This window comes from Bacillus paranthracis (genome assembly GCF_001883995.1).
GTDB classification, from domain to species: domain Bacteria; phylum Bacillota; class Bacilli; order Bacillales; family Bacillaceae_G; genus Bacillus_A; species Bacillus_A paranthracis.
In genome coordinates this window covers 103,871-125,879 of the sequence record NZ_MACE01000013.1, presented here as the reverse complement: position 1 = coordinate 125,879, position 22,009 = coordinate 103,871, and the positions used below count along the sequence as shown (strand labels likewise).

The window sequence follows — 22,009 nt, the reverse complement described above, 5'->3', positions numbered from 1 at the left end:
TAGCCCTCACCAATCGGGCTTTTACGGGCAGTTGATCCCCCACTTAACTGCATTGCTTTCGCTGAATTTTGAGGTGGGGGTCTTACTGTCCGTTAATGCGGGATAAAAAACGAAATTTGGAGTTGAGGAAATGAGAATTGGCGTTATTATGGGAGGGGTATCCTCTGAAAAACAAGTATCCATTATGACTGGAAATGAAATGATTGCAAATTTAGATAAAAATAAATATGAAATTGTCCCAATTACATTAAATGAAAAAATGGATTTAATCGAAAAAGCGAAAGACATTGATTTTGCGCTGCTCGCATTACACGGAAAATACGGAGAAGATGGAACTGTTCAAGGAACGCTTGAAAGTTTAGGTATTCCTTATAGCGGAAGTAATATGTTATCTAGCGGTATATGTATGGACAAAAACATGTCAAAAAAGATTTTACGTTATGAAGGAATAGAAACACCAGATTGGATTGAACTTACAAAAATGGAGGATTTGGATTTTGATGAGTTAGATAAGTTAGGATTTCCATTAGTGGTAAAACCAAACTCTGGTGGTTCAAGTGTTGGGGTAAAGATTGTCTATGATAAAGACGAATTAATTTCAATGCTGGAAACTGTGTTCGAATGGGATTCTGAAGTAGTAATAGAAAAGTATATTAAAGGTGATGAGATTACATGTTCCATTTTTGATGGAAAACAGTTACCTATCATTTCAATTCGACATGCGGCTGAGTTCTTTGATTACAATGCGAAATATGATGATACTAGTACAATTGAAGAAGTTATTGAACTTCCAGCTGAACTTAAGGAACGTGTAAACAAAGCGTCACTGGCTTGCTATAAAGCATTAAAATGCAGCGTTTATGCAAGGGTGGATATGATGGTGAAGGATGGTATTCCATATGTAATGGAGATTAATACATTACCAGGGATGACGCAAGCGAGTTTACTACCAAAAAGTGCAGCTGCAGCGGGAATTGAATATAGTAAACTATTAGATATGATTATTGAAACTTCATTAAGAGTAAGAAAAGACGAAGGATTTTAAGTAGTGGTATCATGAATAACTTTTGACAGTTACATGAAGTATGTTATGATGAATACAATACGAAAATTAAATATTTTATCCACTAGGGGGGCCTATTATAGGCTGAGATCAAATTGGAATTTGAGACTCTTAGTACCTGATCTGGTTAATGCCAGCGTAGGGAAGTGGGAAAGACATTGCTGTTTCATGTATAAATACTGTCAATTTCACTTTCTTTACGTCTGTAAAGAAAGTTTTTTTGTTTTACAGATTTAATAATGGTGGGTAAATACTTAAATTTCATACATAATTGGAGGGATTTACATGACTTTTTCACAATCATTACGTAAAGAAGTAGACTCAATTTGGGAAGCTAGTTTTCATCATCCTTTTGTAAAAAAACTTGGTGAAGGAACGTTAAATTTAGCTAGTTTTCGCTATTATGTGCTTCAAGATTCGTATTATTTAAGTCACTTTGCTAGAGTACAAACTTTAGGAGCTGCAAAAGCACTAGAATTAGAAACGACAGCTCGTATGGCACACCATGCTCAAAATACATATGAAGCGGAATTATCTTTACATGAGAATTTTGCGAAGAAATTAGGGATAACACAAGAAGAAAAAGATAATTTTATCCCTGCTCCAACTGCATATGCGTACACTTCACATATGTATCGTGCTGCGTATGAAGGACATTTAGGCGATATTATTGCAGCAATTTTACCTTGCTATTGGTTGTATTATGAAATTGGTGAGCGTTTAAAAGAGTGTAAGCCAGAAGAGCCAATTTATAAGGAATGGATTTCTGCTTATGGATCCGATTGGTTCCGAACATTGGTTGAAGAACAAATTACACGATTAGATGCAATAGCTGAAAAAGTAACAGAGGCAGACCGAAATCGAATGAAACAACATTTTATTATTAGCAGTCAATATGAATATTCATTTTGGGAAATGGCTTATACATTAGAAAAGTGGCCGGTAAGTACAAAAGAGCAAAACGTAATAGGATAAAGAGAAGAGGTATTGCTATTCACAGGTATGAATAATACTTAACAAAAGAAGTATCGCAAAAAGGCGCATCAATCTAAATGCGTCTTTTTTTAATTTATAAAAATGAGCCCGTGGAAAAATAGGTACATGAACAAGGTGCATCATCTAGTGATAGGTCATATTTTGTAGGTGTATGTATTGAACTTAGTTTATCCCGCGTTAACGGACAGTAAAACTCCCACCTCAAAATTCAGTTGGAGCAAAGAAGTTAGGTGGGAGTCGGGCTGTCCGTAAACGTCCGATTGGTTCAACTAATAATCAGTGGGTGATGAACAAAACCCCCACTGATTAACGTTTCACTTTATAGCGCTATTTCTACTTAGGAAATATAGGAAAGCGTCAAAAGGTTAAAAGTTAATAAACGGAGGTCATGAAAATGAATCAGTTTCAACAAGAACTACAAGCGTTAAGCCTTAATGATTACCAGTCTGGAAATGTTGTGTATTGGGACCAGCAAAACCAATATCCATATTACTATATTGAAGATGCTGCTCGTCGTTGTGGTGGCTGTGGTCGTTGTGGAGGTCGTTGCGGTGGATTTCGTTGTGGTGGATTCCGTTGTTTTGGTTGCTTCGGTTGTTTTGGTTGTTTTAGTTGTGGCGGTTGTGGTAGCTGTGGTAGTTGCTCTAATTGTTTTAATGGTACTTCTGACGATATTGTAATATATGAATATTGATTACGAATATTCATATAAAATATTAGCTTTATATATGTACATGCCGGCAAAGAATATAGCGCCATCGCTAGTGGATATATTCAATCATTCAATCGTACCTTACTCTTTGTTCATATAGTATAGGATTGTTAGCGGAAATCTAAGACTCTTTATATTGAGAAATCAAGAAAAATCATTTTAAAGAGTCTTATCTTTTTTTCTTAAATTAAAGAGAAAATTTACTTATAGGTAATAAATCAATGTCTTGTTTTACTGAATCAGCAACACAAGAAGTTGTACAAGCACCTAAACAAAACATCATCCAATCAGGTGCTTTTTTACCTTATGAAACTCCTGATGTTACAGGGGGTAATGCCCTTAAAAATGATTGCTAAAATCATTTTAAAACCTGATGGATTAACATATTTCATTTCTGATTCAACGTCGGACGTTCAATTAAAACAATGAAAGAATACCTTGATCGTAAAGGTTGGTGGTATGAAGTTAAATAAAACAAAAGAATAGTTTGATAAAAAAATAAAATCCGCCCTTTAATTAAGGGCGGTCGATTTTTATTAATGATTTTTTAATGCTTGTTTTAACGTTTCAACTGTTTGTTCAAGCTATTCTATAGGATTAAGTTTTAAAGAAGGAAAATAAATTTCAGTATAATATTCAATGAATTCTTCTTTTTCTTGCGTGGATAAATCACTTTTTGAAAATTCAGTTATGTGCTTTACAGTGTTTTCTATACACACTTTGTGAGCTTCTTCTATAAATTCATTTAAGGCTTTTTCTACTGTTCCTATATCTTGATGAAATATTGCGTCTGAAAATTCGCTTAATTATCTGTGCATATAATCTTTATCATTCATAAGTATCCTCCTAAATTTCTATCTTACGGGATATCCTGTTCGAATATAACTTCCTTGTCCGTCTTTTTTTAGATAATTTTAGCATTAGTTACCTCTAATACATTTTCAGATCCTCTTACAATAGATCCACCAATAACTTCATCACCTCTATACCTAAAGTTAGAGTTGGCGAGCTGTAGGGATCATCTAACCATCTTTCTATTTTACGTATATTTCGAGGATTGGTTAACACTTTTTACATAAATTTTACATGGTATTGAAGATTTTGATAAAGACTAAATTTGAATTTTATTAAAAAAAGACACGGCTTCCAGTGTCCCAACTTACGACGAGAGTTTTATGAGAAAGCTTAAATAGGTCAATTTAAGTTTCCTCATAATATATGAAACTGCAATTAGAAAATCAGTTATTTTTTAAAGGAGTTAATGGGTATTTGTATGTGCTGAAATCCTTATTAAAAACATCTTGTACTAATTGGATAGTTTCATAGTCATAAAAGCTATCGTATGTTGGGAGGCGTGGGAATAAAGGATCGGTAATATCAGCATCTGCAAAATTACCTTTAAAAATCGCCCTGTCCTTTTGATGATGCCATGATTTGGTTAGTATATGTAAAGGGGAAGTTTTTAGTTGATATATTTGTTCGAGGCGAATAATTTCAGTAGAGAAATTTTCAAGGTAGATATACTTTGTAACAAACTCATCCTCACCTGGTTCATACTGCTGCATTAAATGTGGATCTACTTGTTCTAAATCCATCATTTGTGCTTTTAAGTAGTAGAGAAAGATTTTAAATGAAATAGGTTTATTACAAAATTGATTACCATAATAAAAATTCCGAATAGGATTCCATGCTGGGTTTTCTATGTAAGGGGGAGCGATTAATGAGAAGAATGAACTTACAGCTCTTGTATACGGGTTTCTTACTAATTTATAGGTATCTTTTTCTTTTGAATATAAAGCTGCAGCTAATTCAATAAAGTAGTCCGAGGAGTTTTTATATATTTCATTTTCATAATTATGGATGAAAGAATCGTATTTTATGGCTTGTTTAAATAAATTTATTTGATAAAAAAACCAATGTGCAAGAGAGGTACAGCCACTTTTTTGACTCCAAAATAAAATTAAAGGGAAGTTAGAATTAAAGAGGGGAACGCGTCCGTATTTAATAATATTTGCAAAAGACATAGTTATCCTCCATTCAGTTATGTCAATTATGTTTAGTGTATGAATAGAGAACTTGGCATATGAACAAGAGAAGTAGAATAGATAGTTTAAAACAATATAATTTTGAAATAAAAGCGTTAGTTTTTACAATAATCTTTACACCTATAAACAAACATAGCAGGCAACTGACTGGATTACCCGCTATGTTTATACACTGCACGGAGGAGTGCCTTCCGTTTTGAAAGAGCGAAGCCCAGGGAGAGAGCGCTCAGATGTAGTATGTGTAATGAAAAAAAGATTATTCGTAAATGAGAATGAAAATTATTTTATAAGGACTGGCATTCTTTTAGTTTCAAATCTTTCAAAGTCTATAGGACAATATGCAAACGTTGCTATAGGCTCTGAAGTCTCGTTTGTAAAAAAAGTGTTGTTAATTACTTCACCAGAAGAAGAATAAAAAGTAATTTTGGTTTTTGATATAGGAGGAAGCGTTATTACCATTGGTTTACTTGTCATACTAATCAGCTCCTAAATTATTTAGTTCTATATGAACGTATATGTATTCAATAAATGTATATGAATTCATTTTATAAAGTTAGCACTTAGTGAATTGAGAAATTTAACAAAATAGTTATTTTAAATAAAAATTTATACTAAAAAAGAGCACTATATAAGTGCCCTTTAGGTGGTGGTCCAATAGAGAAGTGAATGAATTACACAATAGTATATGTCTGTTTTATTAGGGTGTGACGAATTCTATAAAGGGATCATTTTTATATATTTTAAATGAAAAAATAGAACAAAATTCTTATTTGAATAGAGAAGCCCTAGAGTTAGGGGGTCTAGGGCTTCAAGTCTGAGTATATCTCACACGGCATTAATAAAAGAGAAAAGAACATACTGAAGATAATATATGAATGTTTCATAAATGTATCAAAAAATTGAACAAAATCGTAATTTGAATAAAAAAATGGTTCTTACGTAATAGTAAGAACCCATGAACAGAGAAAAAGTCGCTTGTGAAACCATATGGGAATCACAATAACATTTTAACATCTTGATATATAGTTGTCTATATGTCTTTGGTGTAATAAAACTAGACAAAAACGCTATTTTATAAAAAAGAGAAGCACTTGACCAGAGTGCTTCTCTTAATGCCAATACACAATACCGTATTCAATTATAATGTATAAACGTAAAATATTTAACAATTAGCTATGTGGTAAAAATTTCATTATGTTTTAGTTTAAAATCAAGAAAGAGCACTTAATAAAGTGCTCTCATGACGAGATTCATTTTGTAATGACTATTTTATAAAGAAAGGAACGCAGAATATTATATGCGCGTTCAGTTAATTGAGTGTTTTTACAAACAAAGAGTAGCCAGCAAAAGCTAACTGCTCCGATCAAAATGAAAATCTAGATGCATAAATAGTATATGACAAGTTATCACTTATATTCAAGGAGGAATGGATATGAGTAAGACTCTGGACGTTTTGCAAATTCTAATCGACTTATCAATATTAATTAGTCTTAGAGATTGATCATATGTGGTGCCAAAAACTGAATCAAGAGGATTTAGTACTGGTAAAGAATATTGTTTTAATGACGAAGACTTCAAGTTGTTTAGAACACCAGAAGAAGTTGGTATAGCTGTTAAAAATGATACAGGTAACTTCGAACACATTAATTATAGTGAATTCTTATCATTCTTTGATTGCAAATAAAAGAGCAGTTAGCAAAAGCTAACTGCTCTTCTGAAACGCATTAAGAAGGAAGTTCAGAACTCAAGTGCATTTATAGTATGAACGGAATAATAAGAGTTAGAAATACTCTCCTTTCAAGTTTCTTGTTTTCAATTCCAAAGTCAAATCTGTTGTGTAAGCAAGGAAGGGCTTTTGCTCTTCTTCCAGCTACTTAATATTGTTGGAGCGGGTGAGTGTAGCGAAATAGGTAATTGGAAGCAGGATAAAATTTCATTTACCGTAATTGAATCACAGAATAGTGTACTGAAAAAGAGGACATTTCCAAACATGGATGTCCTCTTTTTATTAGAAAGTATGTACTTTTACAAGAACAATAAAGAAAGTATTAGTATGCCACCTAGAATGGAACTGATACACAGTGAAGAGTATCTAAGAAAAAGCATTGCGAACAATCCTTTTAGGTAAAGTATGAGTCAGTAATAAATGTTTTTATTTTATTATATAGAAATTATACATTAAACATATTTAATGAGTCATCTAGGTATAAAGATAATTGATAATCATACAATGATATGGAAAGGTCTTTTCTAACGTGTTAGTTACCTCAAAGTATATGATCTATCTTTTGGCGCCTGGGCGAGGGTGCTTTTTTTATTGCACCTTTTGATGAGGACAAGCATATATTGAAGTATAGTACAAGTTCACTCGCTTGTATCTATCTCGTTTCAATACTCATAAGAAACTTCCTTATCACATTAAGAGTGCACCTACTGGCGCAGGTGCACTCTTTTTATTGAATAAAATGGACATTTGGATAGAAAACACATCCTTAAAATAACCTTAATTTAACTATGGATTTAATAATACCTGAAAATAAATGTTATAATTTTCTAAAGAAACTCAAATAAAGTTTATTTTAGAAAAGGGGTAGAGGGAAAATGTTTCAAAAGCTTAAATTTTATTTAATGAGCATATTAATTAGTGCATTTTTAGGTGGGATTATCATAGGTGCTAATTTCTTGGTTCATAACATATATAATTTAGCTGCAGGTAAAGAATATCATTTTAATATGTGGTCTTCTATTATTATATTTAGTGTCGTATTCATTTCGGGTTTCTCGTACATGTTAAAGAAGGGACCAGATATACTTGTTAATGATTAAACCAACAGCAATTATTGTACGTGATCTGGGTGGCGTCTTGTTTGTTGTTAAAGAAAGATAAGCGCAAACGTGTTGCATTTCGCAAAACAAACGAAAAAAGAAAAGCAAGAATCAAATGATTCCTGCTAAGGTAAAAAATTTAATAATTGAACGATAGAGATAATAAACTCTGGTGAAATATTAATCTCGAATTTAGTGTTCATATAAAAACTCCTCTCTTTATTCAGTGCTTACATGGGTATATACAAGCAAAACGCAATTTCGTAACAAAAAAGAACAAAAATATAAGAAGAGGAATAAAAAAGAACCCGCTGGAGTTCGGGTCCTTTCACAAGTGATGGTGTATTCTCGGCTCGGGAACTGAGAAAAACACAAAAATATAATACATCTAGTTTTAGAGAATTTCAATACTAAATTAGAGTTATTTCGGAGGAGGATGAAGAATGGTTAATAACAAGTTAGAGATTAATATTAATGTTGATACATTTGAAACATTAAAACAAATAAAGGGAGTAACAGAAGCTACTAATGGATTTGGTGCTATATTAGAGAAGCAGACGGTATCGCCTATATTGAAGGTTACAACGTTAACTTACGTAAAGGATCAGGTACAAGCTATTCTATGATTCGCCAGTTAAACAATCCAGAAGCTTATATTGTATGGACTGAAAAAGATGGCTGGTTAAATCTTGGTGGAGAACAATGGATTAAAAATGATCCATCTTATGTGAAATTCAGTAAGAAAAGCACAGTGGATTCTTCTATTGTAGGGAAGCGTGTTGTTTCAAAGGTTAACAATCTACGTTTCTATGATGCTCTATCTTGGCGGGATAAGGATGTTGCTGGTTTTGTAGAAGAAATATACATAAATTATCGCTGAAAAAGTGACAGAGTCTGACCGCAAAGGAATGAAACAGCATTTTATTATTAGCAGTCAATATGAATATTCATTTTGGGAAATGACTTATACATTAGAGCAGTGGTCAGTGAATAAAGAAGCGAAAAAGGTAATAGGATAGTGAAAAGAAGATTTGATATACATATGTATGGTCAATACCTCTTTTATAATCTTTTGTAAAATTATTGTAAATCCCAAATACAATACGTGACTAATATTATATAATCTAAATATATTATATTAATCATATGAAAGGAGGGATATGTATGGAAATTTCTTTTAACTTTTATCAGAGTCATGTCATTAATATATAAGTCGGATAAGCGGTATTTGCTATTCTTTTAAATAATTAAATTATGTGATAATACTTTAGTTTTTTTGTGATCAAGAAAAATGAAGAAAGGAAGTAATCATTTTATGGAAAAATTAAAGTTGTTAACATTTGAAAATATAGTAGAACCTCTTTTAAACGAAAGCGTATCATTTATATATTTTCCTATTGAATGGCTCGATATTGTAGAGATACATTATAAGACATTTTTATTAACGAGTAAGTTGAAACGATTGAATGAAAGGTTATATGATATGTTTTCTGATATATTATTTATTCAGCATAATCCATATGTACTAAATGAAAATACACCATGGATTGTAAGTAAAGAACCTATTAGAAAAGAACAACTTGATTATATTTTTCAAAGTTGGTATGAGATTATTCATGATTGGAAACCTAATAAATTAATAGAATCGCCAAAATATGAATGGCATTATGATTTAATTTCTAATTTAACAGTACTACATGATAAGGAAGTATATTCTAAATGGGTGCCCGCTTTAATTTCACATATTTTTTGTGAACTTCCTGTACAAATAGAAAACATAAATGAAGAAGATATATATTTTTCTCCTCTTAGATCACAAAATATTTGTGAGGCGATGTCAGAGCCTATTAAAGATGAACAAACACAAGATTATTTTGCCTATGTATTTCGGTTCGAATATATAACACGCGGAGGAGAGAACATTCCATTATTAAATGTTTCAATAGGAATTCGGAGATTTTATCAAGAATATAACCATCCAGACATTCCTTTGCTATTAAGACGAAAACGGGGCATGATATTAATTTCTACTCCAGAATTTGCATTGAATAATAAGAAATTACGATTTGTAAAACTAAAAGTTCAGCAGGCTACAAACGGCATCAAATGGATTAAGATATTTAGAAATTTAAAAGATGATTTTCGTATAGGTGGAGAAGTTGAATTAGATCATATTCTTCAATATCCAAAAGATTATATGCTAGGAGCAAATCTTAGGGTACTTCTTCCATACAATGAGAGAATATATAAAGTTCAAGGTACTAAAATAAGATCTGGTATAAAAGCAAAAGAAAGAGAGTATCTATTTAAAGGGTTTCAGCAAAAATTTTCTTATTTCACATTACTACCAGAATGTAAAAAGATTGAAACAGGCAATAGGAAAGAAGTATTCCCTTTAATTGCACCAAAAGGATTAGAGACTATAACGCTAGAAATATGGTCTGAAAAAATATCGCTGGAAGTAGAACAAGCATTATTTGAAAGTGAAATGGTGTTAGCTCAAATCAGTGAGTCATCATATATATTAAATGCAGATTCTCCAGTGTTGTTAAAAATAGTAAGATGTAATATTGAAAAAGTATTGCAAAATCCATATAAGATGCAATATTGCCAGAAGTATAAAACGAATTTAGTAGAGGATGTTATGAAAGCGGTTTATGCTACTGCAGGTAAGCGTAATGATGCGACATTGGCGTTAATTGCAATGAAAAATTGTGATGGACGTGAAAAAATTGATCCAAAGCAAATTGTTAGAGAAGGATTTGCACGAACAAACCGTATTTCAGCATTTATTAATTTATTTATAGGCCAAAGTGTGTCTCGTAAAACGATTATAAATGGTATTTTGAGTTTATTAGAACAAAAAGGATTTTTAAAACGTAGTTGGAATAAGATAAATTTACCTTGTACATATGTTAATTTATCAATTGAACGAATCTCGAAATTTGATTTCTTACCCATTTTTTCAAAAATAAAAGGAAAAGAAATTTCATATAAATTATATGGGAATATAGAGTGGCAAACGATTGATCGTTTATTATTAAATGTAGATAAACATAACACCTTTTTACCGCAGCCTTCAAAAAGAAATGATATGGGCATTCAATTTAAACAATTTGTTTCTGAAACATTAGCGGAAATTTTACAACCTGCAAAAGAGCAAAATGAGCAAGTATACTTCATTATAGATGCGAATGTAAGAAAATATTGGATAAAAGAGTTACAAAATGAAAAAATTGATATAGATACTTTCCCTGACATTGTTCCAGATGTGCTAAGGGTTCCAAACTTAAATGCTGTAAGAATAAATACATCTTTTGATGTACCCAAATACGGTGTGATAGAATGTGATGACGTATTAGATAGTACGAGTTTATATATAGATCAAAAGGGAATGTATTATAGCACTGGTGAGTATCTGTGTAATGATAGTGAAACATTGCATCGATATATACTTGAAATATTACCTCTAGGTGTAAAAGCTGTTGAAAGGAACTATATTGCCAAAATGGTACATTACATGTGCTGTAATTCAAGTATGCTTTTGGAAAAGAATATACACATGCCATATTCTATGCATATGGCGAAAGTAATAAAAAGTTATATGACGGATATAGATGCAAGAGAGTTTAAAGAGTTTGATGATGAATTGGATGTAGATATTATAAAGATAGAAAAGAAAGAATCGGTTATTCGGAGTTAAATAATAATAGACAAATCCTGCTCATTATATCGATCAGGATTTGTCATTTTTTCATGTAAATAAGGATATCTTTTGTCATGTATCTTCTCTTTTATATATTTACTTTATTTCCATACAGGATTAAGATGTTTTTTAGAAATAAAAAACTATATCATTTGGAAAAGCAATATGAATGAATTCAAAAGAAATTTGAAAGGAATGAGGAATTGTGAAGAAATTAGATGTGCTATTCATGCTATTGAGCGGCCTCTTTCCAGTTGCAGGAATTTTAAAGCAAATCCCACTAGAACAATCTTTATATATTGGAGGTCTTTTATTTTTTACTAGTTTCGGTAGTTATTTTGCGAAAAAAATATATTCACGTATATGTAGTTGGATAGCGTATGCGCCATTTATTACATTATTGTTAATCATTTGGCATCAAGATATTTCAACTAGTTCAATAATAGCGAATGCGAAAATTGCCTCTTGTATCGCTTTAGTCCCATGTTTATTCCGTTTTCGTACATATGGACTTACTTTCGGTTTATTTGCATTATGGTCCGCTTTACTTTGGGATATGAAAGAAGTACAGTCGTTAGTCATACTTGAACGTATGTCTAGCTTAATGACAAGCAATTTCAAATATATCATGCTTTTAGTTGGTGGACTTATATTTGGTGGATTACTTGCGATGTTAATTCACCGCAAAGAGAAAGATGATAATAAAGAAAATATAAATCTATTTAAACAAAAAAAGAAACGCAAAAAATTATCCTTTAAGATTCCACTTCCAAGATTACCTAAATTTAGGATGAAATTATTTAAGTTTGGTAAAAAAGTATCAAAACGAAAAACACCAGAAAAACTACATGAGCATAATTACGAAGAACCGGCTCCAGCTGCAACATATGAAATGAAAGAGCAAATACATCAATATAAAGAAGGTACTGTTCAAGGACAAACAAGGATGGAACGTCGTAGAAATAGGTATAATGCATAAGAAATATTAGTAAGCCTTTAATGATTTATCATTAAAGGCTTTTTTGTAATTACATATAGATTGCTAATGAGAAATTTATAGCATAATCTAAAACTGAGGACTCCAATAAAATAATGGGAGGATAAAATGCTTATTATTATATATATTGCCGTCAGTATATTATTTTTAGTTAGCTTTTTACATGTTTACTGGGCTTTCGGAGGTAAGTGGGCGACAAATAGTGTTATTCCGACTAAAGATGGAGAAAAGGCGTTTACACCAGGTGCAGGAATGACATTGATCATTGCGTTATTATTAAGTATGGCAGCAATAATTTTATTACAACAAACTAATATTGTTCATTTTGCATTTCCTAATAGTATTGTTCAAGTGGCATCCTGGGTGTGTATGATTGTATTTCTCATAAGAGTAATTGGTGAGTTTCATTATTTTGGTATTTTTAAGCGAAAAAAAGATACTCAATTTGCTAGAATGGATACTGTTTTATATATACCACTTTGTGCATTTTTATCTTTATCATTCTTATTAGCAATTATAACTTGAACATAAAATGGTGGCTGTTTTCTTCAAAATAGCAAATGTAAAAGTGAAAAATCTAGGGGTAAATAAAAAGGATGTAAGCGCCTTTTTACCGAATTATAGATTATTATGAAAGGCGGGTGACACTATGAAGTACGTAAAAGTCAGTATGAATGGTGGAAGTGAACACAAATTTTCGATGACTTTAGCTCGGTTTGAAGAACTTATTACAACAGAGAATGGGCTATTAGAAAATAAATTAGTTAGCATTGAAAATGTAATGATTAATCCTACTAATATATCTTCTGTAGTTGAAAAAATCGGTGTACCGGCTAAATTTATGGAAGCTTAAAAATGTGTACATAAAAAACATCCAGGGGGATGTTTTTTTATATGATAATTGTACAATGGATATTTGAACAAATTTTTTAACGATACCTATGCATGTATGAAGTAGCTAGATATGATATTTAATATATGCACAATAAAATAAGTACAAGTATATATTAAATAGTAGGACAAGATCTTCGTGTCTGAATCAATACTCAGAAAAAACCTCTAATCACATTAGAGCATCCAATAGCAGGGTGCTCTTATTTTTTATGAAAAATGTAGCTCTACAATGGCTTCGTTTCAATTATAGTTTTCTTTAACCTTTAATTTTAAACTTATCTTTTACGTTAATAAAAATTAAGAATAAAATGACAGCAATAATTAAATTAGACAGATAGAAATTTTGGTGAAACAGTAGTTCAAAGGTAACATCAAGTGTATACAATAAAGCGACAGCAGGTAATATACAAATAAATATAAATCTCCAATTTTTTAAATAATGTTTATAATTAGTAAGTACTTTTTCCATTAATATTGCTCCTACAGTTTTTATTTTCTATATAATTATACATTTAAATAAGTAGATTTACAAAGTGTTTAAAATTTATTTAGCAACTATTGTGATTTTGTGTGATTGATAACGTGGAAGCAAAAAATATTTTAGGTCTATAAGTTGAGGAGGAGATGGAGAAAGATTTCATTAAAAACTTAGATAGCTGCATTAATCAATGTAAGAAATGATTTGACTAAAAAGCTTTTAAAGAACGATAGTAAAATGATACACTATACTCTACGTTATTTTTGAAATGAATAGAGGGATTTACGTGATAGATAAAATTAAAAACGTTGTTGAAGATATGTATGAAGATGAAGCAAAACATTTACTTCAAAGTATTCTAATACAGTTAGATGTATTAGACGGGAATTATAATGAAGATATGATAAAAAATTTAACGAGTATTCCTAAGCAATTAACGAATGATACAACTAAGGAAAAGAATATAAGTGAAAGTATACACATTCATATCGCTTTTGATGATTCAACAGCCGGTTGTTTAAAATATATGTTGAAACAGGAAGGGTTACTCGAGGAGAGTGTGGTTTCATTCTCTGAATTCTTTTCAATTGGGCCAATACATCAATTACATACAAATGAAGGTCAGTTAGCAAGAAAAGAATGGTTAGTAAACAACTTAACCGCTTATGATAGTTATTTTGAAGATGAGTATTTACCAAGATTTAAGAAAACGGTAGAAGTTCTACATTCAATTCCGCATGAAACACCAATTACCATTTGGAAGGCAAATAACGCGCATGAACATGTAGGCTTAAGTTTTGTAATCGCGCAATTAAAAGATAAGAAAAACATTCGATTTATAAATACGTCTGAAGCGAGTAAAGAAATATTAAAACAAGAGTATGATATTCGTGGAACTGGAGAATTAGCGCCTGAAAGTTTAGCCCTAATTCAAAAAAGTTTTGTAGAACTGCCGTATTTAACTGTGGAGAAACGTATGCAGTTTGAACATGAGTGGGATAGTCTATCGAAAAGTACGGAATTTTTAAGAGTTTGGACAGACAATGAAGTGCATTCTGTACAAGAAGATTATTTTGATCAATTTATAATTGAATGTGCGAAAAGTGTAGGTGCTGATCAAGAATTTCTAAAAGCTCCGATAGTAATTGGTGAAGCACTTGGTCTTGTAGAGCAGTTAGTTGGCGATACGTTTTTAGAATATCGCTTAAAGGAATTAATTAAACAAGAAGTATTTGAATTTGTAGGTTCACTAGATGAAATGCGCTTTTATAGTGTGAAGTTAAGGAAATAATAAATACATTTTATGTTTAAAAACCTCGTATTTTTAAAAATGCGAGGTTTTTAAACTGAAGTTGGGCTATAACATAAGCTTCCTTTAGAGGGCATATCACATATGAATGTTAAAGGTACTGAATGAAAAGAAGGTGATTTGTTAACATGTATAACCAACAATATTATCCATATGATCAAGCGATGTATTATAATCCACAAAACTACGAATATGAATCTACAAATGAAGTGAGAGATATGGAACAAGAAGATTATAGACCAGATGATGCGGAAGATGCTCCAACGTCACCACCACCGTCTCAAGCTCCATCGTTACCATCTACATTTTCCTCTCCAGCACAAGCAGGCAATATGAAATCATGGATGTGTAACTGTTTAGGAAGGTGGGGCTATTTACGTTTACATCGTCCTGGACCTTTCGGAAGAGACTTATGGTTCTTTCCGACTGAAGTGAGAAGAAACGGAGTATCAGGTTACACTTGGCAAGGTGGTCGTCGTCGTAAAGTAAGTTACCGCTATCAACAAATTAGTAATTATATGTGCTTTGCATAAAAAAGTGAGAGAGTAGAAGTATTTTACTCTCTCACTTTTTTTATTTTTCAATATACGAAGTAAGATTTTGATTAAAAATTTACAATTTTCACGTTTTTATTAGAGTATAATGCATATGTTGGTTGGTTTTCAAAAACAAATGAGAGTGAGGGAATACAATGTCAATGAAAAATAAAGTTGGGCTAAGAATAGAGGATGGCATCAATTTAGCTTCAGCTCAGTTTAAAGAAGATGCATATGAAATTTATAAAGAATCTCGTAAAATGCAACCTATCTTATTTGTGAATAAAACAGAATTAGGTGCAGAGTGGCTTATAACAAGATATGAAGATGCTTTACCACTATTAAAAGATAATCGCTTAAAAAAAGATCCGGCCAATGTATTTTCTCAAGATACATTGAATGTGTTTCTTACTGTTGATAATAGTGATTATTTAACGACGCACATGTTAAATTCTGATCCACCTAACCACAATCGTTTACGGTCACTCGTACAAAAAGCTTTTACACCGAAGATGATCGCGCAATTGGAAGGAAGAATTCAGCATATCGCAGATGATTTATTGAACGAAGTCGAGCGAAAAGGTTCATTAAACCTTGTGGATGATTATTCATTCCCATTACCAATCATTGTAATAAGTGAAATGCTCGGCATTCCAAAAGAAGATCAAGCGAAATTTAGAATTTGGTCTCATGCTGTTATTGCTTACCCAGAAACACCAGAAGAAATAAAAGAAACTGAAAAGCAACTATCTGAGTTTATTACATACCTTCAATATTTAGTTGATATGAAACGAAAAGAGCCGAAAGAAGACTTGGTTAGTGCTTTAATACTTGCAGAAAGCGAAGGACATAAACTTAGCGCTCGAGAACTATATTCAATGATAATGTTATTAATTGTGGCGGGACACGAAACAACGGTAAATTTAATAACAAATACAGTATTAGCGCTTCTTGAAAATCCGAATCAATTACGGTTATTAAAGGAAAACCCAAAATTAATTGATGCAGCTATTGAGGAAGGATTACGATATTATTCTCCAGTTGAAGTAACAACTTCAAGATGGGCAGATGAACCTTTTCAAATTCACGACCAAACAATTGAAAAAGGAGATATGGTTGTCATTGCATTAGCTTCTGCAAACCGTGATGAAACCGTATTTGAGAATCCGGAAGTATTCGATATTACTCGCGAGAACAATCGTCACATTGCTTTTGGTCATGGTAGCCATTTCTGCCTAGGCGCTCCACTTGCTAGGTTGGAAGCAAAAATTGCTATTACTACTTTGTTTGAGAGAATGCCTGAACTACAAATAAAAGGGAATCGTGAAGACATTAAATGGCAAGGTAATTATTTAATGCGTTCTTTAGAGGAATTACCATTAACATTCTAGAATATTTATTGTAAGACATGCATACATAGAAAATGATTTACATAGAGTATGTATGTGTTATTTAAATTCGAAACGGAAGGGTGAAAACATCCCAATGATCAACTAATTCTATTTGTAAGAGATCTTCGTTAAAAAACGAAATATTCTTCTGAATAGGATTAGTCTGTACATTTATAGAAAAGGGATGTATTTCGCTCTGCGAAAAATATAGTCTTTTCATATGATTTGTGCTGCCTCCTGTTCAGAACATGAAATAGGAGGCTTTTTTATGTCGACAAATGTAGAAATGAAACAAAATAATGGGGTATCACAAGTATTAAAAAACAGGTTTGTACAAGGAATTTTAGCATCAGCATTATTTTTACAAATTGGAATATGGGTTCGGAACTTTGCGGTATTACTATATGTAATGGAAATGACAAAAGGTGATGCTTTTGCTATCTCGATGATTTCAGTTGCGGAGTTTGCTCCAATTTTCATCTTTTCCTTTATTGGTGGAACGTTTGCCGATAGGTGGAAGCCGAAAAAGACAATGATATGGTGTGAAACGTTAAGTTCTATTTCAGTATTTGCTGTATTAATTACTCTAATGTTCGGAACGTGGAAAATCGTATTTTTTGTAACACTTATTTCTGCAATCCTTTCGCAGTTTTCTCAACCATCTGGAATGAAATTATTTAAACAACATTTATCGGCAGAACAAATCCAATTAGCAATGTCTATTTATCAAACAATATTTGCGATATTTATGGTTTTAGGACCGATTCTTGGAACATTTATTTTTCATAGTTTTGGAATTTATATTTCAATTATTATTACAGGTATCGCTTTTTTACTTGCAGCAGCGGTGTTGTTATTTCTTCCGAAAGATCTTGAGAATGATAATGAGAAGAAAGAAATCACTCTGTTACAGGAAATGCTTGATGGTATTAAGTATGTCAAAAAGAAAAAAGCATTAACTTTGCTAGGGCTTTGTTTTATGGCAGCAGGACTAGGTATAGGTTTAATTCAGCCATTAGGCATATTTATCGTAACTGAGCAGTTAGGGCTGTCAAAAGAGAGTTTACAATGGTTACTAACAGTAAATGGTGCAGGAATGATTGTTGGCGGTGCTTTAGCGATGGTGTTTGCAAAAAACGTTGCGCCGCAAAAGATGTTAATTATCGGTATGCTCGGTCAGGCGATTGGCATCGGTATTATAGGTTATTCGACAAATTTATGGGTAACACTTACAGCGCAACTTTTTAGTGGGTTAGCTCTTCCATGTATCCAAATAGGTATTAATACGCTCATTATTCAAAATAGCGATACAGATTTTATTGGTCGTGTAAATGGCATTTTAAGTCCACTATTCACCGGTTCAATGGTAGTAACGATGAGTATTGCTGGCTCATTAAAGGAGATGTTTTCATTAAGTATGATGTATGAAGGAACGGCTTTCCTATTTATAATTGGATTATTGTTTATTTTACCTATATACAATTTAAAGCCAACGATAGCAATAGAAAGTGAAATGAATGGGAAAGGAAGTGCTATACAAAATGAATCCTAATCCAAATGTTAAATACCCTATTGAAGGAAATCAAAACGTCCATTTTATAAAAAATACAATAACAAAAGCTAATATACTCGTTGGAGACTATTCATATTATGATGCGAAAGATGGAGAAACATTTGAAGATCGAGTATTACATCATTATGAATTTCTTGGAGATCGCCTTATTATTGGAAAGTTTTGTTGTATTGCAAGTGGAGTTACCTTTATTATGAACGGAGCGAATCATCGGATGGATGGGTTTTCGGCATATCCATTTAATATATTTGGAAATGGGTGGGAGAAGTATACACCTAATTTGTCTGATTTACCTTACAAAGGCGATACAGTTATAGGAAATGACGTTTGGATCGGTATGGATGCAACCATTATGCCTGGAATAAAAATAGGGGATGGTGCAATAATAGCAGCTAAATCTGTTGTGACGAGAGACGTCGCACCATATACAATTGTTGGCGGAAACCCTGCAAATAAAATAAGGGAGAGATTTTCAAATGCAATAATAGAAGAATTATTACAAATTCAATGGTGGCATTTTGATATTGAAAAAATAACTGAAAATATAGGTGCTATTGTACAAGGAAATATAGAGCCATTAAGAAAGCTAAAAAGAGAATAAAAAATGCATAACAAAGAGTATCATACCTCCGAATTTTGTTAATGATAATAGAACAAGGAGGTGTGATACTATGGCACAAGACGTTTTATGTGAAGTAAACAACTGTAAATTTTGGGCTAACGGTAATAAATGTAGCGCAGACGCAATTTATGTAGTAAGTCATAAAGGGAAACAGGCATCGACTACAGAAGAAACAGATTGCAAAACTTTCGATCCGGAAGTATAAATTTTTAAGGGTAACCAAATCGTGGTTGCCCTTTTATTAATTATAGTATTGATAATAAATCTCATTTTCATTCATTGTTTTTAACTTTTCTTGTTATTTTTCATATTTTCTTCATAAGTGATGTAATCCAGAGCAATTCATGTTCAATACACGATTTACTAAATTCAATGACTTCTGTAATAAAAGATGAACTAGCATCTAAAGATTGAATAGCAGTAAGCTGTTTATGTAGTACGTTTTGGCGTATTGTTAAAATTTCTTTTCTAGCTTCATAATCAAGTTTTTCAAATAGCGCGATACGAACAAGAAATTCTGCATTATTTGTCGCGAGTTTTTCGGGAAACTCGCGTAACATTTCAGAAAAAATTTCTTCTCCTGCTTCAGTAATGTCATACATATTTCGGTTTGGTTTTCCGACTTGTGTATGTACCTTTTTCGTTATAGCCCCCATATTCTCAAAACGTCGAAGAGAAGGATAAAGCATATTATGATTTAATTCAAAATTCTCTCCTAACCGATTTTGGATATTTTTCTTTATTTCATACCCATATTTTGGCCCTGACGTCAATTCTGCGAGCAATAAAATATCAACATACATAAAAATCCCCCTTATTTATTTCTCAAGTTCTCCTACGAAAAATCCACTTTAGTATATGTTAAAATAACATATGTTAGATTATACAACTTTGAATTACCGACCCATCACTTTTATTGTAAAAGAAAAGGGAGGAAAGGACTATGGCTTCGCCTGAAAATGTGATTTTAGTTCATGAAATTTCAAAGCTGAAAACGAAAGAGGAATTGTGGAATCCGTATGAGTGGTATCAATTTATGAGGGATAATCACCCCGTACATTATGATGAAGAGCAAGATGTTTGGAATGTATTTTTGTATGAGGACGTAAATCGTGTTTTATCAGACTATCGCCTGTTTTCAAGTAGAAGGGAGCGAAGACAATTCTCAATCCCTCCTTTAGAAACTCGAATCAATATTAATTCTACTGATCCACCAGAACATCGCAATGTACGTTCTATCGTTTCTAAAGCATTTACTCCAAGGAGTTTAGAACAATGGAAACCTCGAATACAGGCTATCGCAAATGAACTTGTACAACATATTGGAAAATATAGTGAAGTTAATATCGTTGAAGAGTTTGCTGCTCCTTTACCCGTTACTGTTATATCCGATTTGTTAGGAGTGCCAACAACTGACCGCAAAAAAATTAAAGCATGGTCTGATATTTTATTTATGCCGTATAGTAAAGAAAAGTTTAATGATCTGGATGTAGAAAAGGGGATAGCACTAAATGAATTTAAAGCATATCTTCTACCAATCGTTCAGGAAAAGAGATACCATTTAACGGATGATATTATCTCAGATTTAATACGAGCTGAATATGAAGGCGAAAGATTAACTGATGAAGAAATTGTTACTTTTTCATTGGGTTTATTAGCGGCTGGCAATGAAACAACTACAAATTTAATTATTAATAGTTTTTACTGTTTCTTAGTGGATTCACCAGGAACATATAAAGAATTAAGAGAAGAACCTACATTAATTTCAAAAGCAATTGAGGAAGTATTACGCTATCGCTTTCCCATTACATTAGCTAGGAGAATTACAGAGGATACAAATATATTTGGCCCTTTAATGAAAAAGGATCAAATGGTGGTTGCGTGGGTAAGTGCAGCAAATTTAGATGAGAAAAAGTTTTCACAAGCCTCTAAATTTAATATACACCGAATAGGAAATGAAAAGCATTTAACATTTGGTAAAGGTCCTCACTTTTGCTTAGGGGCACCACTTGCACGTTTAGAAGCTGAGATTGCATTAACTACCTTTATAAATGCTTTTGAAAAGATAGCATTATCTCCATCGTTCAATTTAGAACAATGTATATTGGAAAATGAACAAACTTTGAAATTCTTACCTATCTGCTTAAAAACTCAATAAACTGTTCAGCAAGGTACAAATTTACTGTACCTTGTTTTTTTATTTCTCAATTGTAAAATTTTAGTTAGTTATTTAGTATGGAAGTGTGTGAATAAGAGTAGAGGAGGATGCTTATGTTAACGTGTAATGGAAGTAAGACGTTCCAAACATTTATTAAAGCTGTAACGGATTTAATAAATAGTAATTTGTTAGAAGATCAAATTGTTTGTGGGATTGAAAAATTATTAGAAGAACTTTTAGAAAAGAAAACATGGCTTCCGTTAGAAAAACAGAAGGCGAATTCGGCTCAATATGCACGACACTTGCTTTATGAAGATCCTTTAAATCGTTTTGAAGTATTAGCTCTTGTATGGAAAGATGGACAATCGACTCCTTTGCATGATCATGATGGCACATGGGGAGTAGAAGGCGTATTTACAGGAAGAATAATGGTGCAGAACTTTATACAAACGAAGCAGCTTGAAAATTCACTTGTTTATTTAACTCATACAGGAAATCTTTATTTGGGAGAAGGAGAAACAGATAAAGTCATTCCACCAGCTGATTGTCATATTCTTGAAATAGCAGAAAATGAAAGCGTTGTCACTATTCATGTTTACGGAAAACGTTTAGAAAAGTTTAAAATATATGTCCCAACTGAAGAAAAGAATGTGTACATGTGTGAGACGAAATATATTAGTTATAGTTCATAGTTTAAAATCAG

General features: G+C 32.0%; 22 protein-coding genes, 5 pseudogenes and 1 riboswitch. Of the genes and pseudogenes, 21 read left to right on the top strand and 6 right to left on the bottom strand.

All coding sequences use genetic code 11. From position 1 onward, the window contains the following. Nucleotides 1-130 precede the first annotated feature (130 nt). From ddlB to BAQ46_RS04520, 4 genes and pseudogenes are all read left to right on the top strand, one after another. Nucleotides 131-1,045: a D-alanine--D-alanine ligase gene (gene ddlB / locus BAQ46_RS04535; protein WP_071741681.1), complete on the top strand. Its 915-nt coding sequence runs from the start codon at nt 131-133 to the stop codon at nt 1,043-1,045. Nucleotides 1,046-1,119: 74 nt separating this feature from the next. Beyond that, a riboswitch (TPP riboswitch) is annotated at nt 1,120-1,225 on the top strand. 123 nt (nt 1,226-1,348) lie between these two features. Continuing rightward, nucleotides 1,349-2,038: a thiaminase II gene (gene tenA / locus BAQ46_RS04530; RefSeq protein ID WP_061130408.1), complete on the top strand. Its 690-nt coding sequence runs from the start codon at nt 1,349-1,351 to the stop codon at nt 2,036-2,038. Between the two features lie 409 nt (nt 2,039-2,447). After that, nucleotides 2,448-2,753, top strand: coding sequence for a heterocycloanthracin/sonorensin family bacteriocin (locus tag BAQ46_RS04525; protein WP_071741680.1), 306 nt, complete (start codon nt 2,448-2,450; stop codon nt 2,751-2,753). 215 nt (nt 2,754-2,968) lie between these two features. Further along, nucleotides 2,969-3,244, top strand: a pseudogene (locus BAQ46_RS04520) (N-acetylmuramoyl-L-alanine amidase C-terminal domain-containing protein); the annotation flags it as partial. Nucleotides 3,245-3,355: 111 nt separating this feature from the next. Here the strand turns inward: BAQ46_RS04520 and BAQ46_RS04515 are convergent. From BAQ46_RS04515 to BAQ46_RS31650, 4 genes and pseudogenes are all read right to left on the bottom strand, one after another. After that, nucleotides 3,356-3,607 (bottom strand): annotated as a pseudogene (locus BAQ46_RS04515) (contact-dependent growth inhibition system immunity protein). 18 nt (nt 3,608-3,625) lie between these two features. Then, nucleotides 3,626-3,839: pseudogene (locus BAQ46_RS31515) on the bottom strand (RNase A-like domain-containing protein); the annotation flags it as partial. A gap of 170 nt (nt 3,840-4,009) precedes the next feature. Next, nucleotides 4,010-4,795, bottom strand: coding sequence for a sulfotransferase family 2 domain-containing protein (locus BAQ46_RS04505; RefSeq protein WP_061130410.1), 786 nt, complete (start codon nt 4,793-4,795; stop codon nt 4,010-4,012). Nucleotides 4,796-5,095: 300 nt separating this feature from the next. Next, nucleotides 5,096-5,275, bottom strand: a complete 180-nt coding sequence (locus BAQ46_RS31650; RefSeq protein WP_373418644.1) for a hypothetical protein — start codon at nt 5,273-5,275, stop codon at nt 5,096-5,098. A gap of 1,051 nt (nt 5,276-6,326) precedes the next feature. On the opposite strand from BAQ46_RS31650, the gene BAQ46_RS04495 reads away from it, so the two are divergent. The 9 genes and pseudogenes from BAQ46_RS04495 (at nt 6,327) to BAQ46_RS04450 (ending at nt 13,198) form a co-directional block, all read left to right on the top strand. Continuing rightward, nucleotides 6,327-6,500 (top strand): hypothetical protein, encoded by a 174-nt coding sequence (locus BAQ46_RS04495; RefSeq protein WP_249024545.1) that lies wholly within the window; start codon nt 6,327-6,329, stop codon nt 6,498-6,500. Between the two features lie 917 nt (nt 6,501-7,417). Further along, nucleotides 7,418-7,642 (top strand): hypothetical protein, encoded by a 225-nt coding sequence (locus tag BAQ46_RS04485; protein WP_061130413.1) that lies wholly within the window; start codon nt 7,418-7,420, stop codon nt 7,640-7,642. Nucleotides 7,643-8,085: 443 nt separating this feature from the next. Continuing rightward, on the top strand, nt 8,086-8,268 hold the full coding sequence (locus BAQ46_RS04480; RefSeq protein ID WP_061130414.1) for a hypothetical protein: 183 nt from the start codon (nt 8,086-8,088) through the stop codon (nt 8,266-8,268). Beyond that, nucleotides 8,199-8,495: pseudogene (locus BAQ46_RS04475) on the top strand (SH3 domain-containing protein); the annotation flags it as partial. The gene BAQ46_RS04480 and the pseudogene BAQ46_RS04475, both read left to right, overlap by 70 nt. Nucleotides 8,496-8,514: 19 nt before the next feature. Beyond that, a pseudogene (locus BAQ46_RS04470) lies at nt 8,515-8,661 on the top strand (TenA family transcriptional regulator); the annotation flags it as partial. Between the two features lie 296 nt (nt 8,662-8,957). Continuing rightward, a complete protein-coding gene (locus BAQ46_RS04465; RefSeq protein WP_071741678.1) occupies nt 8,958-11,345 on the top strand; it encodes an RNaseH domain-containing protein in 2,388 nt (795 codons plus the stop codon). Nucleotides 11,346-11,553: 208 nt separating this feature from the next. After that, entirely contained in the window at nt 11,554-12,327 is a 774-nt protein-coding gene (locus tag BAQ46_RS04460; protein WP_061130282.1) for a DUF3959 family protein, read from the top strand. A 126-nt stretch (nt 12,328-12,453) separates the two neighbouring features. Next, nucleotides 12,454-12,870 carry a DUF3995 domain-containing protein gene (locus BAQ46_RS04455; protein WP_000905442.1) on the top strand — a complete coding sequence of 139 codons (417 nt, stop codon included), beginning with the start codon at nt 12,454-12,456 and terminating at the stop codon, nt 12,868-12,870. A gap of 124 nt (nt 12,871-12,994) precedes the next feature. Continuing rightward, a complete protein-coding gene (locus BAQ46_RS04450; RefSeq protein WP_000878365.1) occupies nt 12,995-13,198 on the top strand; it encodes a hypothetical protein in 204 nt (67 codons plus the stop codon). A 297-nt stretch (nt 13,199-13,495) separates the two neighbouring features. Here the strand turns inward: BAQ46_RS04450 and BAQ46_RS04445 are convergent, their stop codons facing one another. Beyond that, complete coding sequence (locus tag BAQ46_RS04445; protein WP_000416834.1) at nt 13,496-13,708, bottom strand: hypothetical protein; 213 nt, start codon at nt 13,706-13,708, stop codon at nt 13,496-13,498. A gap of 295 nt (nt 13,709-14,003) precedes the next feature. On the opposite strand from BAQ46_RS04445, the gene BAQ46_RS04440 reads away from it, so the two are divergent. The 6 genes from BAQ46_RS04440 (at nt 14,004) to BAQ46_RS04415 (ending at nt 19,353) form a co-directional block, all read left to right on the top strand. Next, the gene (locus tag BAQ46_RS04440; protein WP_071741677.1) at nt 14,004-15,008 is read left to right on the top strand and encodes a DUF1835 domain-containing protein; all 1,005 of its coding nucleotides are present in this window, start codon (nt 14,004-14,006) and stop codon (nt 15,006-15,008) included. Between the two features lie 146 nt (nt 15,009-15,154). Continuing rightward, nucleotides 15,155-15,559 (top strand): hypothetical protein, encoded by a 405-nt coding sequence (locus BAQ46_RS04435; protein ID WP_000282712.1) that lies wholly within the window; start codon nt 15,155-15,157, stop codon nt 15,557-15,559. A 158-nt stretch (nt 15,560-15,717) separates the two neighbouring features. Then, entirely contained in the window at nt 15,718-16,953 is a 1,236-nt protein-coding gene (cypA, locus tag BAQ46_RS04430; protein WP_000062100.1) for a cytochrome P450, read from the top strand. A gap of 268 nt (nt 16,954-17,221) precedes the next feature. Beyond that, nucleotides 17,222-18,505 (top strand): MFS transporter, encoded by a 1,284-nt coding sequence (locus tag BAQ46_RS04425; protein ID WP_071741676.1) that lies wholly within the window; start codon nt 17,222-17,224, stop codon nt 18,503-18,505. Next, the gene (locus tag BAQ46_RS04420; protein WP_001069232.1) at nt 18,495-19,127 is read left to right on the top strand and encodes a Vat family streptogramin A O-acetyltransferase; all 633 of its coding nucleotides are present in this window, start codon (nt 18,495-18,497) and stop codon (nt 19,125-19,127) included. Before BAQ46_RS04425 ends, BAQ46_RS04420 begins: the two co-directional genes overlap by 11 nt. Before the next feature lie 70 nt (nt 19,128-19,197). Beyond that, entirely contained in the window at nt 19,198-19,353 is a 156-nt protein-coding gene (locus BAQ46_RS04415) for a DUF1540 domain-containing protein (protein WP_000046091.1), read from the top strand. Between the two features lie 100 nt (nt 19,354-19,453). On the opposite strand, the gene BAQ46_RS04410 is transcribed toward BAQ46_RS04415, so the two are convergent. Beyond that, on the bottom strand, nt 19,454-19,951 hold the full coding sequence (locus BAQ46_RS04410; RefSeq protein WP_071741675.1) for a PadR family transcriptional regulator: 498 nt from the start codon (nt 19,949-19,951) through the stop codon (nt 19,454-19,456). A 140-nt stretch (nt 19,952-20,091) separates the two neighbouring features. Between BAQ46_RS04410 and BAQ46_RS04405 the strand changes: the two genes are divergently transcribed. Together BAQ46_RS04405 and BAQ46_RS04400 are read left to right on the top strand one after the other, a co-directional pair. Then, entirely contained in the window at nt 20,092-21,306 is a 1,215-nt protein-coding gene (locus BAQ46_RS04405; RefSeq protein ID WP_000158000.1) for a cytochrome P450, read from the top strand. Between the two features lie 113 nt (nt 21,307-21,419). Further along, nucleotides 21,420-21,998, top strand: a complete 579-nt coding sequence (locus BAQ46_RS04400) for a cysteine dioxygenase family protein (protein ID WP_000954454.1) — start codon at nt 21,420-21,422, stop codon at nt 21,996-21,998. The last annotated feature ends 11 nt before the right edge of the window (nt 21,999-22,009 follow it).